Annotated in this window: 9 protein-coding genes, 2 tRNA genes and 2 pseudogenes; 6 read left to right on the top strand and 7 right to left on the bottom strand. The window is 37.6% G+C overall.

What is annotated here, in order from left to right; genetic code table 11:
- Positions 1-279 precede the first annotated feature (279 nt).
- The 3 genes from ACFING_RS07210 to ACFING_RS07200 form a co-directional block, all read right to left on the bottom strand.
- A complete protein-coding gene (locus ACFING_RS07210) occupies positions 280-2,961 on the bottom strand; it encodes an autotransporter outer membrane beta-barrel domain-containing protein (RefSeq protein WP_375630293.1) in 2,682 nt (893 codons plus the stop codon).
- A gap of 1,172 nt (positions 2,962-4,133) precedes the next feature.
- Entirely contained in the window at positions 4,134-7,262 is a 3,129-nt protein-coding gene (locus tag ACFING_RS07205; protein ID WP_375630292.1) for an autotransporter outer membrane beta-barrel domain-containing protein, read from the bottom strand.
- Positions 7,263-7,939: 677 nt separating this feature from the next.
- The gene (locus tag ACFING_RS07200; RefSeq protein ID WP_375630291.1) at positions 7,940-14,176 is read right to left on the bottom strand and encodes an autotransporter outer membrane beta-barrel domain-containing protein; all 6,237 of its coding nucleotides are present in this window, start codon (positions 14,174-14,176) and stop codon (positions 7,940-7,942) included.
- Positions 14,177-14,375: 199 nt separating this feature from the next.
- On the opposite strand from ACFING_RS07200, the gene ACFING_RS07195 reads away from it, so the two are divergent.
- The 5 genes from ACFING_RS07195 (at position 14,376) to ACFING_RS07175 (ending at position 18,219) form a co-directional block, all read left to right on the top strand.
- A complete protein-coding gene (locus tag ACFING_RS07195) occupies positions 14,376-15,326 on the top strand; it encodes a siderophore ABC transporter substrate-binding protein (RefSeq protein WP_375612402.1) in 951 nt (316 codons plus the stop codon).
- 103 nt (positions 15,327-15,429) lie between these two features.
- A complete protein-coding gene (locus tag ACFING_RS07190) occupies positions 15,430-16,386 on the top strand; it encodes an ABC transporter permease (RefSeq protein ID WP_375613670.1) in 957 nt (318 codons plus the stop codon).
- A complete protein-coding gene (locus ACFING_RS07185) occupies positions 16,379-17,329 on the top strand; it encodes an iron chelate uptake ABC transporter family permease subunit (protein WP_375630290.1) in 951 nt (316 codons plus the stop codon). Before ACFING_RS07190 ends, ACFING_RS07185 begins: the two co-directional genes overlap by 8 nt.
- Complete coding sequence (locus ACFING_RS07180; RefSeq protein ID WP_375621640.1) at positions 17,326-18,084, top strand: ABC transporter ATP-binding protein; 759 nt, start codon at positions 17,326-17,328, stop codon at positions 18,082-18,084. The genes ACFING_RS07185 and ACFING_RS07180 overlap by 4 nt, the downstream gene beginning before the upstream one ends.
- A gap of 64 nt (positions 18,085-18,148) precedes the next feature.
- Positions 18,149-18,219 (top strand) — tRNA-Gln (locus tag ACFING_RS07175).
- 140 nt (positions 18,220-18,359) lie between these two features.
- Here the strand turns inward: ACFING_RS07175 and ACFING_RS07170 are convergent.
- From ACFING_RS07170 to ACFING_RS07160, 3 genes and pseudogenes are all read right to left on the bottom strand, one after another.
- A pseudogene (locus tag ACFING_RS07170) lies at positions 18,360-18,565 on the bottom strand (DNA adenine methylase); the annotation flags it as partial.
- 1,230 nt (positions 18,566-19,795) lie between these two features.
- Positions 19,796-19,885 (bottom strand): annotated as a pseudogene (locus ACFING_RS07165) (DNA adenine methylase); the annotation flags it as partial.
- Between the two features lie 232 nt (positions 19,886-20,117).
- Entirely contained in the window at positions 20,118-20,507 is a 390-nt protein-coding gene (locus tag ACFING_RS07160) for a VOC family protein (protein ID WP_375630289.1), read from the bottom strand.
- A 261-nt stretch (positions 20,508-20,768) separates the two neighbouring features.
- Here ACFING_RS07160 and ACFING_RS07155 point away from each other — a divergent pair.
- Positions 20,769-20,842, top strand: a tRNA-Gln gene (locus ACFING_RS07155).
- Positions 20,843-21,018: 176 nt separating this feature from the next.
- Here ACFING_RS07155 and ACFING_RS07150 read toward each other — a convergent pair.
- Positions 21,019-21,147: DnaB-like helicase C-terminal domain-containing protein (locus ACFING_RS07150; RefSeq protein WP_375630296.1), on the bottom strand; the 129-nt coding region annotated here is incomplete at its 5' end.

Raw genomic sequence — 21,147 nt, 5'->3', positions numbered from 1 at the left:
ATTTATAAAAACGCGTAAAAATATAGATAGAAATAAAAATTCCACCCCAAAGCAGTGATTTCAAGAGAATTTAATAAAAATAAACTCAAAGAAGAAAAACAGCATAAGAAGCAAAAACTGCAAACCAGAAAGCCTTATCTCGTTTCTAAAAAGAAACAAACTTGCTCATGCAAAAAAAACATTTTTTTAAAAAACTTATTTAAAAAGTTGCAAACAAATAATAAAAAACCACAAGCTATGCTTGTGGTTTTTTAAACAACTTACCTCAAGATGATCATCCTAAAAACGATAGCGCAATCCACCAGAAAAACTGATTCCAGAAAAACCACCTTTACTCAACTTATGCTGATAAACCAAATCACCATGAAGCGCAAATTTTTGAGACAAGCGAGCATTAAGACCTAATCCAGCCTCTAGAGAAGAACCAAAAGCCCCTAACTGGAAAGAATCTTTAAAGCGCACAGACCTTTCTTTTCCAAAATCATGGGCAAAATGAATCTTTCCATAAAAAGAAACATCACGATCTTTTTCAGACGCAGTAAGAGTCTTTATCAAGCGACCACCCATACGCACCATCAATTGATCAAGTTTATCGATCTCAATATTAAAATTATCAATATCGCGGGCCTCATTAAATTGAAGATGCTGATAAACAACCTGAACCTGTGGATCAAAAACAACACCTTCATATCCTGTGGCAATTTTTTGACCACTCATCAAGGAAACACTTAAAGGGTTACCCTTCAATGTTGCCGTTTTACCCCGCGCAGTTGTCAGAACATCTCCCTTAAACAGACCATAAGATAACAAACCATCAACATAGAATCCTACATCATGCTGCATACTGCCATAAACTGTAGCAGTCCATTTATCAAATGTACTTTTTTGGCTTTGTGCAACATCTCGAGGTTGTAGAGAAAGCTTTCCATAAGACCCCATCACCCCAAAGGATATAACACTGTCAACATTTTCAACAGTTTGTAGCAAAACACCTGTCTCTAGTGCATAGTACCCTAGATCTCCCCCATAACCATATTCAAGCGCAGATAAATCTGAGGCATAACGATAACTTCCACCATAGCCACGCAAAAATGAAGCAGGATTTTCACGAATTTCCAACATTCCACTAGGATTAGTCCGTACTGTCTCTAACTGCTTGTTTTGATTGCTTATATCCATTAAACCAGCATGGAATAAACTATTTGGCAAAAGCAGATAAGTTGGAACCTGAGGAACAACAACCTTAACGCCTTGCCTAGAATGATGCTCACCACCTAAACTAAGTTTAGAACTCTGAGTTAATCTAAATGTAGTATCAGAATCAATAAATCCATTTTCGAGGCGGAAATCCCAAAAATCTCCTTCACCTTCGACTAATCTTTGAGACGCACTCGCTCTTCCTAATTCAGAGTTTGGGCCATAAGCATGAAGCCTATATTGGTAAGGTAGACCGTCCAATGCAATATAATCACCATCCAACAAGAAAGAATCTTTCTCCGCTATTCCAGAAACCTGAATAATCGAGATACCTTTGTCATTTCCATAACGCTCCGTACCACCTCCTGGACTTCCTGAAACACCATGCACATGTACTATCGTTTTTCCTTCAATATCACCATGGATTAAAAAACGATCCGTTTTTTGATTCTGAAGAGCCCCCCCCTTATTCAAATAAGTGTTGAGATAAAGATGTGCATTACCCTGTGCTTTATAAACTTCACCTGTTCCTCTCCCAACACGAAGGGTTTGATAGCCATCAACTATGTTAGTTTCTGGTTGTTCAAAAATAATAGAACTATCAATAAGATGTATTAATGAAATTGATGAAACACCTATAGAACTAGGAACTTGCAAATTTTTATTTTTCGGTCGTGATAAAATCCATTTTGAATCACCTCTCAACCGAAATTCAGCAGAAGAACTTTCATCAACATGTGTCCCCCCTACAAGTGTAGAAGCATCCACTGAAACCTTCACAAAAGAGCCATCCTCAACCTTCAGTAATAAATCTCCAGAAAGTTTGGAATTATCCAACAGCCTAACAACACCACCAGATCCTCTGCTATAAATAGCTGCACTCTTTGGAACTGTAAAAGAGGTTCTTGTCAAGTCAACAATCCCTCGTACGGGTAAGTTCGTTTTTGGAAGACTTCCGAACATCTCTTCCTCACCCGCAAAAATATAAAAAGAATAGGGATACTCGTGATCTTTCATTTCCTCATTTCTGTCTCCTAGTCCCTCCCAAAAACGCAACCCATAAGACGTATTACTTTCTACCAAAACCGTAGAATCCACGATAGTTATAAAGACACCCTTCCCATCGATATTATTCCCATGCATTGAAAAACCATGAGCATTGGCTAGATTAACTTTACCTTTCTCAAAATGGATAAACCCATTAGACGCATGAAAAGCTGAATTTTCATTATGGTCATCTATACCCATCCCCTGACTACCTTGTTCGGTAATAGAACTACTCCTTAAATCGACCTGTCCCCAATTTTTTATTTTAACTCCGATACCCTTTGTAAAGTTAATCTCTCCTCTTTCTATAATCACTTGTCCATATTCACTCGCCACGACCCCATACTTCCAAAAACTTTCTTTTGAAATAACAGCACTTGAAGCATCCTTAACAGTTATATTTTTCCCTAAGAGAAGCGTTTTTCTTCCAGATGCTTGTATAGCAACAGTTTCATTCGTATTTTCATCAGTTTTTTGATAATTTTTATTGTAAAAGTAGTGTTTTTTACCATCATTACACCGATAAAATTCACTATTCATACTACATGAAAATTGATCCTGATTATTTTGTGTCTTACCATTAACGCCAGAACGATCTTGTACCCCAGTATTAACAACAGCACCACCTTGAACCGTAGCATGAACATTGTGTGCACAAAAAAGAAATGCTGTTGTAAAAGTACATAAGGAAAAACGATTTTTAAATAGATTGACCATAATTACACCATAATTTTGCCCATAAAAGTAATACGTAATGTATCAAAAAACTTAACAAAGAGAAAAAATTAATACGTTTTGGATTAACTGCGCAGATCTTATTAATGCTTTTTGTGTTTTATGTAAATATGGAATTTAAAAGTTACTAAAAATACAGTCTAAATCTATTTTTTTATAAGGGATTTGCAAAAATATAACTGAAAATTAGAGAAAAATCATCTTTAAAGTTGTTATTTAAAAGCAGCTTTAAGGGATTTTTGTACATTAAGAATGCCTATTTTAACTGTTGTTTAATCAATACCCAAAGCGTGTATAATTAATATTCGAGATAAATATTATATTGAAACAATGGGCACTCGTAAGCAGACAAAACTGAATATATGCCAAAATTGAGAAGCAAAGCTATCACATACAGCTGTTTTAGGCAGTATTTATGGAAATACGAACTAATTTAGAAAGAGGAGGAAAGTGTAAAAATTAAAATCTGTTCCGATTTTTCCATCTCTTTTCAACATTTTAAAATATTCAGAGCCGTATCTAAAAGGTGAAAATGACATATAATTTTATCTTTTTATTTATCACATTCTTTAAAGAAAACGCATTTTCAAAAAATAATACGTTATTTATGTTTCTAATCCACCAATTTTCTCAGATATATTTCATATTTCCATCTCCATTTCATAACGGCAGCAGATATAATATCAAGTTTATCGGATACAGCCCTCATTGCGCCTGAGTAGCATCTTTGTCTTTGTCAATTTCTAATATTGTAAATCCTCTCCTCTTAACATAATCCCCCAAATTATATTGACTCCTTTCTTAAACGATTATCCACTTGCTAATCTTACATATAATAGACAAAGGAATGCTTTTTATGGATTCATCATAAGAGCATTGAAAATATTTCAGCGCCCTAAATTAAAAAATATCTTTATAAATCAAAATATTATAAATAGTACAATAATCACTCTGAAATACGCATTTTGAAACAATAACGTACAAACTCTTCAGACTTTTCAAAAAAATGAAAGAAGTCCAACCTAAAAGCATATTAAAGATATGCAAAGTCATACTCTCGTAAAAATGCTATAACACAAGATGAATAGATAATGAGAAAAGCCACAAGTACAACTTGTAGCTTTTTGAAAGATTAATCAAAAACAGGAACAACACTAGAAATGATAACGCAATCCACCTGAAAAACTCGTTCCAGAAAAACCAGCTTTCGTTAGTTTGTGCTGATAAACCAAATCGCCGTAAAGCGCAAATTTTTGAGACAATTGGGCATTAAAACCTAATCCTGTTTCTAATGAAGAACCAAAAGCACCTAGCTGGAAAGCATCTTTAAAATGCACAAATTGTTTTCCTTCAAAACCATGAGCAAGATGAAGCTTGCCATAGAAAGAAACAACCTGAGCCTCATCAGTAACGACCAGCCTCTTTGTTAAACGCCCTCCAACACGCCCTACCCACTGATGAAGCTTTCCTAAATCAATATCAAAGCCATCCACATCACGCACCTTATTAAATTGAAGATATTGATAAACAACCTGAACTTGCGGATCAAAAACAAAACCGTCTTCCCCCACCATAAACGTTTTACCAGCAGTCAATGAAGCACTTAAAGGGAAACCCTTTAATGTTGCCGTCTTGCCACGTGCAGTTGTTAGAACATCACCTTTAAACAAGCCGTAAGACACAAGACCATCAACGTAAAAACCTGCATCATGCTGCATACCACCATATGCCGTAACTGACCATTTATCAAATGTACTTTTTTGACTCTGCTCAACATTCAAAGGTTGCAAAGAAAATCTCTCGTAAGCCCCGATAATTCCAAAAGAAGTGGAACCATACATATTTTCGATTGCTTTCAGCAAAACACCTGCCTCTAGTGCATTATAATCAAACTCGCCGCCATAACCATATTCAAGCGTGGAAAGATTTGAAGTATAACGGTGATTGCCGCCATAACCGCTCACAAAAAAGAGAGGATTTTCACGACTTTCTAATAAGCCCCCAGAAGTAATTCGCAAAGCTTCTAACCGCTTATTTTGATTGTTAACATTCATCAAACCAATATGACGTAAGGCATTAGGCAAAAGGAGATAAGTCGGAACCTGCGGAACAACAGCCTTAACGCCCGGCTTAGGACGAGGATGAGGCTCCGGAGCTGGTTCTGGAGAAGGTTCTGGTCCCGGAATTGGCTTAGGAGCAGGATCTGGTTTAGGTTGAACATCAGAATCTATAGACCTACTTTCAAGGCGAAAATCCCAAAATTCCCCGTTACCTTCAACTAATCTCTGATCCATACTTGCTTTTCCAAACTCAGATTCTGGACCATAACTATAAAGCTTATACTGATAAGGTAATTCGTTTAAGGCTACATAACCACCTTCCAACTGAAAAGAATCTTGCTTTGCTTCTCCAGAAACCTGAATGATTGAAATACCTTCAGCATTCCCCCCCTTTCCCGTATATCCTCCTGGACTTCCTGCAACTCCATGCACTTGGAGCTTTGTTTTTCCCGAAACATCACCATGAATTAAAACACGATCAGTCTTTTGATGATTAAGAGCACCACCACTATTCAGATATGTATTAAGGGAAATAGAGGCACCTTCCCGTGCTCTATAAACCTCACCCTTTCCCTTTCCAATACGAAGAGTTTGATAATTATCAACAGAAGAAGATTCATGTCTTTTAAAATTAATAGAGCTATCACCCATAAGACTAACGAGTGAAATAGAAGAATCATGTGCAGCCCCATGTTGATCTTTTTGCAGCGGTTGTTGTAAAATCCATGTAGAACGACCTCCTAAATAAAGTTCGGCATTAGAGTCTTTATCAACGTGTGTGCGACCTTCAAGCGTAGAAGCATCAGCCAAAACGATCACAGATGCCCCTTTCTCAGCTTTTAATAAAAAATTCCCTGAACGAAGAGTGCTTTTCATCAAACTCACCGCACCAGAAATAACATTGCTGCCATAAAGAGCGGTATCGTCTTCAACAGAAAACTCTGTTGTATCCAAATTAACAACTTCCAATCGTGGTGGAGCTTTTTCTTCCTCTAATGAAATCTCTTCTTTTTTACCTCCACCTTCGCTCCATGGCTTCTCTCCCTGAAAATAGATACCATAAGATCCCTCACCCTTTACTGTAATAGAAGAAGACTTAAAGTTAGCCTCGGTCACATAAAAGTTATTCGATAAATCTTCAGTTTCATCTTTTGAGTCAGAGCGTTCTGGTACAACACTAAAAGGCTTGACGGGATTTTCTAATAATATACCATGTGCACCCTCAACCTTAATAGTCCCCCCTGTAAACTCAACACGCCCCCCTTCATCCATTAAAAAAGCTGCATCATTTTTGTCTTTGTGGCCCTTTCCAGTAAGAGTGACACCATCGAGAATCACCGTCCCTCCCAACATCGCAGAAATCCCATGACTGTTGGTAAAGTTAACCTCCCCACCTTCCACCCAAATATCTGCCCCGCTATAACTGGAAAGACTTGCCTTCCCATCACGCGTATTAACTTTTGCACCCTCTAAAATAACCAATGAATTCCCCACAGCTTCAACAGCCCTATCACTGTCCTCTATAATCCCCTGCTTTACCTCAATGATTCCATTATGAGCAAAAAGAGCTAACTTTGTATTTTTAAGCGTCGTTTTTTTCAAAACAATCTTTCCATCATCGGATACAGCCACACCACGCAAAAAAGATTTATCAGAAATTTCACTGCTAACAGTTACATTTTCTCCATCAACTCTGGACCCTATCCGCTTCACCGTTATAGCAGTAGGATCATCAGGATAGTTGGAAACATTTTCGTTCGTAATTGTATAAGATTTATTATCAATTTTAGATTCCCCGCAATTATCGCATATATAATATAATCCACTATAGTAATAAAACCCAGGATTTACTCCTCTTCCATCAGAGTCTGCATCTTTAACAGAGTTATCTACATTATCCTTATGTCCATTCCATCCATCCACTCCACTCAGCTTACGATAGTCACTCCCCCCACGAATACCCTCATCGTTATTGCCAACATTAATCATATTAGAAGGGTAATAATTATCCCCACTCTCTCCACTAAGAGGAAGCTTATGCTTATTATTCCCGCTAAGATAAGGAGAAGAATTAGCAGAGACAACTGGGATAACCTTTATAACATAAGGTTTACTATCCTTCCCCTCTGCAGCCGCATACACTTCTCTTCCATTTTGAAGCAAAGAGAGGATAGCTGTTGTACAAGCACATAAACATACATGATTTCTAAAAACTTTAATCATAGTTCCCTCGAAACTTTCCTTCCCCTCTCATTAAAAACAAAAGCACTTACAAAACACCCCCTTGCACACCTCAAAAATACGAAAAGTGTAACAAAAGAACATGCCTCATGCTTATTTGAACTGTGCAATGAATTATCCCAATAAATTTGGCAAAAGCTCTACGCTAAAAACCATCTATAAGAGAATAACAACAAAACACAATTTATAAGTGTATAATGCATTCTGTATTTCGTGTAAAGAAAAAATGAAACCAGTGCGTGCAATTAATTAAAAACACAATCTAGCCTTGTGAACTTTAAAAATTAATCCACAAAGAGATGAATGAAACAATGATTTAAATCCGTAAAAAACAAACTCTCAAAAACGAGCTTTAGAAAACATCAAATATTATATTAGATAATATCAATACAGTATCAAAAAGGATCACGTAACGCATACCGGTCTGCTGAACGCTTAAAAAGCCGATAAAAGCGAAGCACTCTATCGCATCAGTAGCAGCATAAATTTTAAGAAAATTCGCTTTAGCGGAGAAAAGTGCTCTCATACACAAAAAAACTATGTTTTTTTTTGCTCAATCAAGAAGACGAAAATCTTTTAAAGACAACACAAGTTGTTACAAAGAAAAAAGGCAGCACAATGTGCTGCCTTTTCTAAAAAGGTACATAGTGTACCTTATATTAAAACTGGTAACGTATTCCTCCGGAAAAACTTGTTCCCGAAAAACCAGCCTTATTAAGCTTATGTTGATAGAGAATATCAGCATGCAGAGAGAACTGTGGCAACAATTTGGCATTAAAACCTAATCCAGCCTCTAGAGAAGAACCAAAAGCTCCTAACTTGAAAGCATCATTGAAATGCACAGACTGTTTTCCTTCAAAACCATGAGCAAGATAAAGCTTACCATAGAAAGCAATAGCATTCACGCCTTCAGAACCTGTAGGAATCTTGGTTAAGCGTCCACCAACACGTGCTACCCACTGATTAAGGTTACCCATTTCAATATTAAAATTGTCGATATCACGGGCCTTATTAAACTGGAGATGTTGATACACAACCTGAACCTGCGGATCAAAGACAAAGCCCTTATATCCTGTCATAATTGTCTGACCACCAGCTAAAGAAACACTCAAAGGATTACCTTTTAATGTTGCTGTTTTACCCCGTGCAAGGGTGAGAACATCACCTTTGAACAGACCATAGGATAAAAGACCGTCGACATAGAAGCCAACATTATGCTGCATGCTACCATATACCGTAACAGTCCATTTATCAAATGCACTCTTCTGGCTTTGCTCAACATTCACAGGCTGCAGAGAAAGTTTTCCATAAGTTCCCATAACGCCAAAGGATATAGCACTATCAGCATTTTCAATAGTTTGCAGCAAAACACCTGCCTCTACACCATTATAACTAAGATCACTTCCGTAACCATATTCAAGTGCGGACAGATCTGAAGCATAACGGTAACTTCCACCATAGCCGCGCAAGTATAAAGCGGGATTTTCACGAACCTCTACCATTCCTGTAGAAGTCATCCGCAACGTCTCCAATTGCTTATTTTGATTGCTAATATCCATCAAACCAGCGTGGAATACACTATTAGGCAAGCTGAGATAAGTTGGAACCTGTGGAACAACAGACCTTACAAATTGTTCAGGAAGGGCAGCAGATCCAACAGACTTAACATACTGATTTTCTAAACGGAAATTCCAAAATTCTCCACCATCCTTAACAAATTTCTGCTGAACATGCTCCTGTTTCGAAGTCGCTTCTGGAGCATAAGCACGAAGGGTGTATTTGTAAGGTGAGTTTCTCAGTGCAACATAATTGCCATCGAGTTGGAAAGAGTCTTTCTTCGCTTGACCATAAACCTGAATAATTGAAACAGTATGAGCAATCTTGGCATTCGCTTTACCATCTCCTACATTGCCCGCATCACCTCGTACATGTATTTTTGTTTTTCCAGAAACATCACCATGAATGACAAGCCGATCAGTGACTTGCTGATCACTCGGATCACGAGGATTTAAACGTGCATTGAGATGAATTACAGCATTACCCTGTGCCGCATAAACAGTTCCTTTCCCATTTCCAATATGGAGAGTCTGATATTTTCCTTCAGATTCCGAAGGTGCAAAATCAATAGCACTATTTACAAGACTTACAGAAGAAATGCATGAATCCACACATCCTGAATCTAGAGTCCCCAAATTCCTCTGTGCACTTCTTTTTAGAATCCACTGTGAATTATTAGCCAAGTCTAATTTTGCATAAGAATTTTTATCAACGCGAACACCGCCTGTAACAATAGAATTATCAACTGAAACCAATATGTTCGAATCATTCTCAGCTTTTAATAACAAGTCACCAGCAAGAGTTGTTTTATTTTCTAATGAAACACGACCACCAGAATTATTACCATAGATAGCTATACCATTTGCAACTTCAAAATCAGTTTTTTTCAACGAAACTGTCCCTGTTATGCCTATAGGTGTATTCTCCTGTTTGGATACAGCGCTCCGCTTAGCAACGCCTGTTTGCGCAGTTTCTAGATTCTGACTTCGATTTTGTTGACTCGCTTCCTTCTGTGTTCCCCCATCAAAATATATGCCGTAGACTCCGTCGCCTTCCACTTTAACAGTAGAAAACTCGATATTTACGTAATTCATAGTAGGACGAACGTCAGAAGATCTCCTTCTCCTAGAAGAGCCGGTCTCAACCACATTATCATCAGACTTTATAATCCACAAAGCATGAGCATCAGTAACAACATTTCCGTTCTTAAAATCAACAGAAGCATTATCACTCAACAGAAAAGCTGCACGCTCAAAGTTATCTACAGAATCTAACTTACCCTGTCCTTTTTTCGCAGTAATATTAACTTTGTCTAACTCAACGCTTCCCCCAGCTTCTGACCTCACAGCCACACCCTTTTCCAAAGTAATAGCCCCAGAGTCCATAAACACCTTACCAGCCTGACTTACCAAACCAGCCACAGCCAAGTCCCCCGTCACGTTAATTCTCATATCCTTTAAATTAACAGATGATCCAGAACCCGCCAAAGCGCCCACATAATGCGCATTAACTGATCCACCAGTCATCATAACCTTTCCACCATTTTGAGCTTCAAGCCCAATTACAGAAGATGTAATTGTTGAGTTTTTTTCCAAAACAACTTTTGCATTGTCTTCTGCAAGAACAGCACTCACAGCCTGTAATTTAGTAAGATCAACATTGCTTTTGTTATCATCCTCCCCCATAATTGTAGCATTCTCTAACTTAATAACTGTATTTTCATTCCGTGCATGCATAGAATGTTGAGTTTTATTCTTTGCTTTCAGTGTAAGACTTGTCACTGTATGTGATTTACCATCACTACACAAATAAGTAGTCCGTGATCCCTTCTCTCCATTATTCATATCATCACATGTAGAAGAAATCGCTTCCTTACCAATACTATTAGGCGGAACAATACGTCCAACAGATCCATTAGGAGGTGTAGAAGATTTCTCAGAAGAAGGCTTTATGGAAGCTGCTGATTTTATAGATGGAAGCTTATTCGATATAGTATGCCCAGATGATACAGAAATCCCATCTGTCGATATCACTGAAACCCTATCTGGATCAGATCTCCCAAGTGAATTAGCTCCTGAAGGTATTAAATTTAACGAACTTCTACCTCTAGATGAAGGAGATGAATTGGACGAAACAGTATATACGTTATGCCCAGATGTCTCAGATCTTGCAGGATTAGTAGATGCCCTCTCCTCAGATACAGTAGGAGTAACAGGAGACGTAGTAGAAGAAGGAAGAGACGGTATAGTTTCAGATGTTCTAGCCTTCCCCTGATCAGTAGATGCGCCCCCCTCAGATACAGCAGCAACAGAAGACGTAGCAGAAGAAGGAAGAGACGTCACAGCTTCAGATGTTCTACCCACCCCCTGATCAGTAGATGTGCCCTCCTCAGATACAGCAGCAACAGAAGACGTAGCAGAAGAAGGAAGAGACGTCACAGCTTCAGATATTCCAGCCCCCCCCTGCACAGCAGTTCCCCCCCCCTCAGATATAGTAGAAGGAACAGAAGGTGTAGTAGAAGAAGGAACAGACGTTACAACTTCAGATGTTCTATCTCCCCCCTGATCAGTAGATGCGCCCCCCTCAGATACAGTAGAAGCAACAGGAGACGGAGTAGGAATAGACATTACAGCTTCAGATGCTTCACTCTCTACATCATAGTATCCTTCATATCCACCGTCTGTATGACCTTCATCACCTGTCTCAGTTCTATGAATTCCAGAATTCACACCAACTGTATCAGAATCACCGTAACCTACTATAGTATATCCTACTTCATTTGCATTCTGTCTAGGATCTTCACTTCCATCAACAGCAAGAAGATAAATACCTGTACTTCCATCACTTGTTACCAGTTCTTCATCATAACTGAAAGTTCCCCCCAGAGTATAAGGATTCGGTTCTCTTCTTTCACTCCCATCAACAGTCTCTTCAGTTGTCAGGGTATGTAGAGAAGGAGATAAAGGATCTGATATTGTAGAGGGCTCATTTCCAGCCTCTTCATGACTTACATCACCTGTATCAGATCTCCCTAAAGCGCCTGCTCTTGAGTTAACACCAGAGGCGCCTGCAGGAACAACATCTCTTGTACCAGCGGCTTCCTTTTCTTCTCCGCTAACCTCAAAATTATCAAAATACTCAAAATTAGAAACTGTATTAAATAAACGAGGAACAGCCCATGTGTATTCCGCTAAGACTATTTCTGATGCCAAAGGAGGTTCTGCCTTAGTACCATTTGCAGCTTCTATTTTACTTTCTAACCGGTAATCCCAAATCTGTTTACTTTTTACCAATTTATTATCGAAATATTTCATCTTCGAAGGAGTCGTTGGACCGTAAGCACGAAGGATATACTGATAAGGTGAACCGCCTATTGTAACATACGCATCATTCAGCGTAAAAGAATCTTTCCTAGCCTCGCCATAAACCTGAATAATTGAAATACTCTGAGGTTTATAACCTTGAGCACTCTGATCTTGTTGATCATCACCATTTTGTCTAATTGGAAGCACATGCACCTTAGTTTGACCAGAAACATCACCATGAATTAAAAGCCTATCAGATAGTTGAGAATCCTCTGATGCATCAGCCGGCACAAATGCACCGAAATAAATATGAGAATCCCCAGAAGCGGTGTAAACTGTGCCCTCTCCATTTCCTATGCGAAGCATTTGATAACTATAATTTTGTAAATTAGCACCATTTTGTAAAGGCAAAAACGAAATAGTAGAATTGTCAAGTTTTACAAATGAAATACATGAATCCTCGCAATTCCCATTATTATGCTTCGCAAATCTACTTTTCGTTAAATGCCACTTTGATTCATTGAACAAAAAAAGCTTACCCTGAGAACCTTTTTCAACATAAGCTTCACCTCTAACTATAGAATCATTAACAAAAACCGACACCTCAGAAGTAGATAGAGCTTGTAAGAATGAATTACCAGAAACATTCGATGTGTTATCTATAAGGACAGAGCCTCTCATATGATTACCTACAATGGCTGTACCATCTGGCACATTAAGAGTAGTTTTTTGCAAAAGAACTAAAGACTCCTTATTTTGTAATTGGGCACTTTTTATTTGGCTCTGTTCTGAATCATCGGATTGATTATCAAGATATACGCCTATAGACCTTTCGCCACTCAAGTTAATAGTTGAAGATTTTACAGAAGCCCTAATCCTAAAATCCACTTCATCGGTTCTTTCATCGGTTCTTTCTGCATCGGTTCCTGTCCTTGTCTTTTGTCCTAAAATTTTGGGTATAAGATAGTTAGCATAGCCCAAAGAAGAAAGAAACTCGACACTGGGTTCATCTATTTCAATACGCTTCACTGTTGTATTACAATTTCTTGCATCATTTTTAGAATCTTCAGCATCATTGTCAAAGGCCCATATACCAACAGAATTTGAATGACTAATGTTTCCATTTTTAAAGGAAATAAAACCTATATCTGTAGATAAAAAGCTACTCAATTGCTGTGCTGCAGCGTTAGGTTGCTGTCCTGCAACGTTAGGTTTACTTCCATTGATTGTAATACTAACACTATCTAGTTGAATGATTCCTCCGTTTTCTGCCACAACTACAGTTCCACCTGTCGGTACAATAACCTTCCCCAATTTCATGTCTATTACTGATCCAGTGCTAGCACGCAAACCAGTTGCATCATCTAAAATAGATTCCTCTTCACTACCTCCCTCCCCCTGTTGGCCCGACACATTAATCTCTGTATTACGCAACAGAATAAGTGATTCATTCACAGCCTCAGCACCCATAATTGCATTATGGATTTTCCCTTTTTCCATAACGATCCTTCCACCATATGAAGCGTAAAGCCCAGTGTCAAAATCACGAATCCATGAGCTTTCCAATTTAATCACTCCATCTTCTGATGCAAATACAGCGCTCCCATACTGCGGCGTTGTATCCTCCTTAACACCTGAACTAGGTTGATTCCTAAGAGATGAAGAGTACAATTTAATAATCGTCTGTTTAGTAGTTTTTGCTGATCCTTCAACAACATTTCTTTTATTAAAATCAACCATTCCCGCTGCTACAGCATTAGCACCCTCCTTCTTCACCATAACCGTACTATACTTCATTGAGTGTTCTTTTCTATCACTACAAACAATAGGTGATAAAGGCTCAAAAAAACTTTTATAACTCGCTACATTACATGCATTGGCAGCAACACCACCAGGAACAGCACCAGGAACAGCACCAGGAACAGCACCAGGAACAGCACCATTCGCTATAGAAGCATCAACACCTTGTAAAAGGAAAAGAGCACTCGCTGTCAGTGCGTACAAACGTGTACGCTTTTTAAATACATTGATCATATGTCAAACTTTCTAAATAATGTTGCAAAAACACTAGAATTAAGTGAAAATGAGGTAAGTAAACGATTTGTAACATATGTTAGTCAACTTTACAACATAGTGTTATTTATCAGTGCGTCATTTTGTGCATAAAGATGCCTAAGTTAAGGTTTTTAATTGCACAAACCCTTGTAATATTAGATAAAAGGATAAAATCACGATGATAAAATATATGAAATGGATGACTTCTGTTTTACTGGTTGCAATTAGTTTTGCAACGATTTTGTGGACGCATACGAGTATTGCAAATACGAGTACCCAGACAAATATAACAATTGATCATGTTTCAGGCACGACTTCTGTTCCCACTTCTCCGCAAAAGGTTGTTGTGTTTGATCTTGCCTCGCTAGATAATATGAATCGCCTTGGTATCCAAGCAGTTATCGGCCTTCCTGAAGGAAAAAAACCTTCCTATCTGCAACAATTTGACGATGCAAAATATGAAAGAATTGGAACCGTTTTTGAGCCAGATTATGAAAAAATTGCCACTCTTCAACCCGATTTGATTATTATTTCCTCCAGAACTCAAGCAAAATATAAAGACTTATCCAAAATAGCCCCAACAATTGATCTAACCGTAGAAAACGAAAATTCTCTTGAAGATATAAAACGAAATGTGTCTATCCTTGGAAAAATTTTTGGTAAAACACAAGAAGCAGAAAAGGAAATTGCAAAAATCAATGAAGCTTTTGCTGAAGTCCGTAAAAATACCCAAGGAAAAGGCACCGGGCTCATACTCATGACCTCTGGTGGAAAAATCAGTGCTTTCGGACCCAAATCACGTTTCGATATTTTTCACTCCGCTTTTGGAATTGCCCCTGCAACCGATAAACTTACCGTGCAAAAACATGGACAACTCATTTCTCCTGAATTCATTCTTGAAACCAATCCTGATTGGTTGTTAGTGATTGATCGCGATGCAGCCATTGGACGGGAAGGACAATCCGCAGCACAATTGCTCAACAATGAGCTTGTTCACCGCACAACAGCAAGCAAACAAAACCAAATTATTTATTTGGACTCTTGGAGTTGGTATCGTGCAAATGGTGGTTTAACAGCACTCATTGAAACCGCACAGCAGATCAATGAAGCCTTTACAAAGAGCAAATAAGCGCACGAAAGAGCTTGCTTGCTATATAAATAAAATTTAAAAGCAGAGGTTGTTTATTAAGCAGTCTTTGCTTTTTGTATATTTTGTTAGAAAATGATTTAACGTGAAGAATTACTGGATAACCATAACACTTCTAATTTTCCTGTCTATCCTCAGCATTTTTGTTGGTTATTCTGATGTCACACCTTCTAACCTTTTTGCAGCCGATCCCCATGCGTGGCTTATTTTTTGGCAAACACGTCTTCCTCGTACCATTGCAATCCTTTTAGTAGGCGCAGCACTTGCACTTTCAGGCATGATTATGCAACTATTAACACGCAATCGCTTTGTCGAACCATCAACCACTGGAACCATTGAATCTGCTTCCCTTGGCATTCTTTTTATTATGATTTTTTGGCCCGATATTCCTGTTTTAGGAAAAATGGTCGTTGCGACAATTTTTGCCATGGTAGGCACTTTACTTTTTATGTTTTTATTGCGACGCATTCCTCTAAAATCTGCTCTCATTGTACCCCTTACAGGGATTATGCTAAGCTATATTATTGGCTCTTTAACCAATGCCATTGCAGATTATGAAATGTTACTTCCTTCTCTTCAAGCTTACTTATTTGGCAGTTTTTCGATGGTTCTTGAAGGAAAATATGAACTCTTATGGCTATCTCTTCCCCTTTGTATTCTGGCCTATTGTACTGCTGATCGCTTTACGGTTGCAAGTTTGGGAGAAGATTTAACCAATAACCTTGGATTGAATTATCGTGTTGTCATGTTTTTTGGTCTTTTTATTGTCGCCTCAATCACTGCTGTTGTTGTGTGTACCATTGGCCGTATTCCTTTTGTTGGGTTGATTATTCCAAATATTGTTTCAAGTTTCATGGGAGATAATATGCGCTATACCGCTCCTTGGGTGGCCATCAGCGGTGCAGGATTGGTCTTGATTTGTGATCTTTTAGGACGAATCATTCATCCCTCTCTTGAAATTCCCATCAGCACCATAATGGGTGTAATCGGTAGTTTTATTTTTATGATACTGCTTTTACGCTGGAGAAAGCGTCTTGGATAGAAGAAGAAAAACAATATGTGTACTAACAACACTTATCATCATAGCATGCACTGTCATTAGTCTTTACATGACGTGGAATATCAATGTTTATACATGGAAATTTCGTCTTACAAAACTTTCCTCTCTACTTCTTATTGCCTATGCAATAAGCGTTTCCACGGTTTTATTTCAAACAATCGTTAATAACCGTCTTCTTACTCCTTCAATTATGGGATTTGATCAGCTTTATATTTTAATAAAGACTGCCCTAATGTATTTTGTAGGCTCTCTTTCTTTGCCCTTTTTGAATGAAGAAGGACAGCTTGTTCTTGAAGCCCTCATTCTTATCCTTTTTTCAATAAGCCTTTTTCGCTGGCTCTTTTCAGGAAGCCTAAAAGGACTTCATTTGACGCTTTTAATCGGTGTTGTTTTAGGCGGATTTTTTTTCAGTTTACGGATGTTTATGCAATTGCAACTAAATCCAGACCAAATGATGAATTTAACCGATATTATGTTTGCAAATTTTAATAAATTCAATACACCATTAATAAGCTTTGCCACAATCATTGTCTTCATTGTGAGTCTGATTGGATGGCATTCCCGTCATCTTCTTGATATTTTGGCTTTGGGACGTGAAAATGCTCTTAATCTTGGCGTTAATTACCACAAAAGTGCGACAGCTGTCCTTATTTTTGTTTCCATTCTCGTATCCATTTCCACCGCATTAGTAGGCCCCGTCACCTTTTTTGGACTGTTAGTTGCCAACCTTTCCTATGAACTTTCTCCTCAAGCAAAACACAGTATTGTTGTTCCAATTGCAATATTATTGGCTATTATTTGTCTGGTGGGGGGACAATTTATTTTAGAACAAATTTTTCATATGGCAGGGCGTTTAAGTTTTATCATTGAGTTTTGTGGGGGAATTGTTTTCTTAATGTTACTGATGAAGGGAAAACTAAAATGATTGAGATCAATCATCTTTCCAAGGCTTACGGAACACGATTGATTATCGATAATTTATGCCTTCATCTTCCAAAAGGGGGGATTATTTCTCTTATTGGGCCCAATGGTTCGGGAAAGTCAACTCTTTTAATGCTGATAAGACGTCTTTTGCCACACCATAATGGTACAATTCATATCGACGGCTTTAATATTGATAAAATGCCCCACGATATTTTGGCTCAAAAACTCTCAATTCTGCGTCAAGAAAATCCTTTGTCTTTTCGCTTAACCGTGTACGATTTAGTAAGTTTCGGACGCTATCCTTATTCAAAAGGCTGGTATACACATGAAGATAAACAATTTATCGACAGTGCGCTACGCTATCTCGGCTTACAAGATTTAAAAGACCGTTTTTTAGATGAACTTTCTGGCGGTCAGCGTCAACGCGCTTTTATAGCCATGGTTATCTGCCAAGACACTGATTATCTTCTTTTAGATGAACCATTAAATAATCTGGATATGAAACATGCGGTTTCTATGATGAAGCAATTACGCCGCACAGCTGATGAATTGAAAAAAACCATTCTTATTGTTATGCACGATATTAATTTTGCCTCATCTTACTCAGATATGATTGTTGCATTGAAAAATGGGAAAGCGGCCTATTGTGGGACTCCAAAAGAAATTATGCAACCAGAAATTCTTAAAGACATTTATGATGTCGATATTCAAATCAAAACAATTAATGACATCCCTATCGCTCTTTATTATCGATAATCATAAAGATTTTTTGCGCTTGCATGCACTATAGAATCTACTAGGGATAGTAAAATTGGCTTATTGGGGAATAGTTTAATGGTAGAACAGCGGACTTTGACTTCGTCAATCTTGGTTCGAATCCAAGTTCCCCAGCCCGTATTTAATGATTGTAGCTTGTCATCGGGTTTTGTATAATTTGAAAGCAGATTTTGCATCAATTTATTTTTTTCAAAGGATCTTCAAAAACTTTCAAGGGTTATTTAAAATCCCTTTAATGCATATTTTCTCTTCCTCTAAAAATTGCAATTTGAGATGATAAGCTCTTGAGCCGGTGCGGATTCTTTGAACCACATGTATAAGATGTGCCAACCTCTTTTATCTTAAATTGGCTAAAGATTTTTCGGATCTGAGACACATCATTGAGAGAGAAGAATTTTTCTCTTGCGCAAGCAAAGCAAACATTGTCTGGTAATCCTCTCGCAAATAAATCCTTTCCATAGTAATACACGTATATCTGGCTCTGTTTATGGGAAAGCCTTATCTAATAGCTATAAACCTATCTAAAGAGAGAATTCAAAAAAGAAAGCCGAGCCAAATGATATGACGCGGCTTTCAGATATTGATTATAAGATTCAAATGAATCATCCACAATGGAGTAATAAATTCATATATACAAAACGTATCATATTGCAAGTGCTCTATTTAGAAATATGAAAACTTATCAAAAGAAACGTAAATAATCGCTATGATTTTGATATCATTCATTAGCATTATAGAATCTATAAACGCTTGGTAACTTTATCAATCCAATCAAAAGAAAATGCATCTTAAATGAATGTCTTCTCAATAAGGCTTTCATAAGTATCTTTTCATTTTGCACTCAAATGTAACTTCTTTGCAAATTAACCAGCTCAAATTTGAGTTGGCAAAATTAACCAATCCAATTTTGGAGGCGTTATCTTTAGAATAGCCATCTTTAAACATTATAGCTTTTGACTCAAAATTGAATAAAATCCCATACCTTAGATGTTACAATGGTTTTGAATTTTGCTGCCTCATTTTTTTCAATAGGTGCCTCCAAAATTTGGGGAGCACTCATTTGGTTTCATATTTTTAAACTGTAACTTTTAAACGTTTTTTCTCACTTGCTTGCGTTATATCATTAAAAGGCTTTCAATTTCATAAGACATAACATTGTGATTTTCATTCTATATTGTGATGATAGTATCTATATAATGCCTGCCTATCATTTACTAACTTTTTAGTAAGTGTTTTTAAAAATGATCTTGTCTTTAAATCCTTTTATGCAATCTTTATGAACTAAATCTATAAGCTTATGATAGTTTCAAACGATTATTCCTTTTAAGGTTACACTCAAATAAAGAGCAAAACACATCCATTCTTAAACGTATACAATTTATGTTATCGATAATTCCAAACGACTGAAATTTAAAACAATGTGATTTGTGCTATAATAAAAACGTATCATAAAATTTATGACCTGTTATGAATGATAACCGCTTTTCATTTCATTTGAATGCACCTATGCGTTATAGTATTTGCATCATGATTTGCTTTTTATAGTCTATACATCCATGGCAATCTTATATAAAAAATGATCAATTCAAACATGCATAAAAGTAGGGCTTCTTAAGTGGATTCATATAAAATAGTTGTACTTAATATATTGATTTTATTAGTTTTTATGTACAATACCTTTTTAACTTCATAAAGATATCAATTTCCTTGTAAAGAATATTCCTCCCATTCCAATAAAAGACTCAATATAAGTGCGATGAGGGATAGCTTCTATGATTTTACAAGTACTGATCGCTGGCCATGCAATAACGCCGACTGATGTCCAAGCCAATTAGACCGCCTGTGGAAACAGGCAGGTTGTGGGGCTGAATATAGTGGAACAGCACCGAACGGATAAGCCACGCGTCGTAAGTAAGCCTCTTAGCTTGCATAGCTTATAGGTTTTGGAAACAGACAATTATTATAATTCAGGTATTATAATTCAGACAATTAAAGATCAGATCTCAAGCTTTTTAATCCAGTGGACAAACACGAATAATATGTCCGTCTGGATCTTTGATTAGGAAGGTACGTCCAAATACATCAGTATACGGTTCCTTCAAAACATTTATCTCAACAGTGGTTTGCTCTTTCCATTCCGCATAGAGCTTATCTACGTCCTCTCCAGTAGGCAACATAATGCCGATTTCTGAAAAACGAAGTGCATTTGCCTCAGGCGTATCGCCCCCAGACCAGAGAGCAAAGAGAGCATCCCCCGAAGAAGCAAATGCAACATAGCGTGGCGAGGTAAACACAGGTTCTTTCTTGAAGATGAATTTGTAAAAAGCCGTAGAATACTCTATGTTTGAGACGTATACCAACTGTAGGTTTGGGGTAACAGGATAAGTAGGGATATTACTCATAAATTCTCCATGATTTAGTAGTAACTGCCTGACATGATACACCTATATTAGGGAATATTCCAAAAAGAGTTTATGATGCCTCCGTTCGCGGTGTGTTCTATTTGTATGTTTTTACTCGCTTATTGCTATATGCTAAAATATCGAGGACGCCCCTACTGGGATTATAATGATATCCCTATCGCTCTTTATTATCGATAATCTAAAGATTTTTTGCACTTGCCTACACTATAGAATCTGCTAGAAATGGTAAAATTGGCTTATTGGGGAATAGTTTAATGGTAGAACAGCGGACTCTGACTCCGTCAATCTTGGTTCGAATCCAAGTTCCCCAGCCAGTTTGTATGTAGCTTGCCTGTAGCTTGCCTGTAGCTTGCCAGCGGGTTTTGTATATTTTGCCACTAGGTTTTGTACCAATTTATTTTTTCTCAAAGAGTTTTAAAGATGTTCTCAAAGGGTCTTCAAATGCCTTTCAAAGGGTATTTAAAGCTCCCTTTAACGCGTTTTTCTGCTCCTATTTTTCCAAATCACTAAAGCATGTAAAGTCGGGTTGAAAGGCAAGGGGAACGATTCCTGTCGGACCATGGCGTTGCTTTGCTATAATAACCTCGGCTTTACCCTTGGCTTGCTCCATTGCCTCTTG

Origin of the sequence: Bartonella sp. AP150HLJHH (genome assembly GCF_042196385.1) — a bacterium.
Classification (GTDB): domain Bacteria; phylum Pseudomonadota; class Alphaproteobacteria; order Rhizobiales; family Rhizobiaceae; genus Bartonella.
This window is presented reverse-complemented; position numbering and strand designations above follow the sequence as displayed.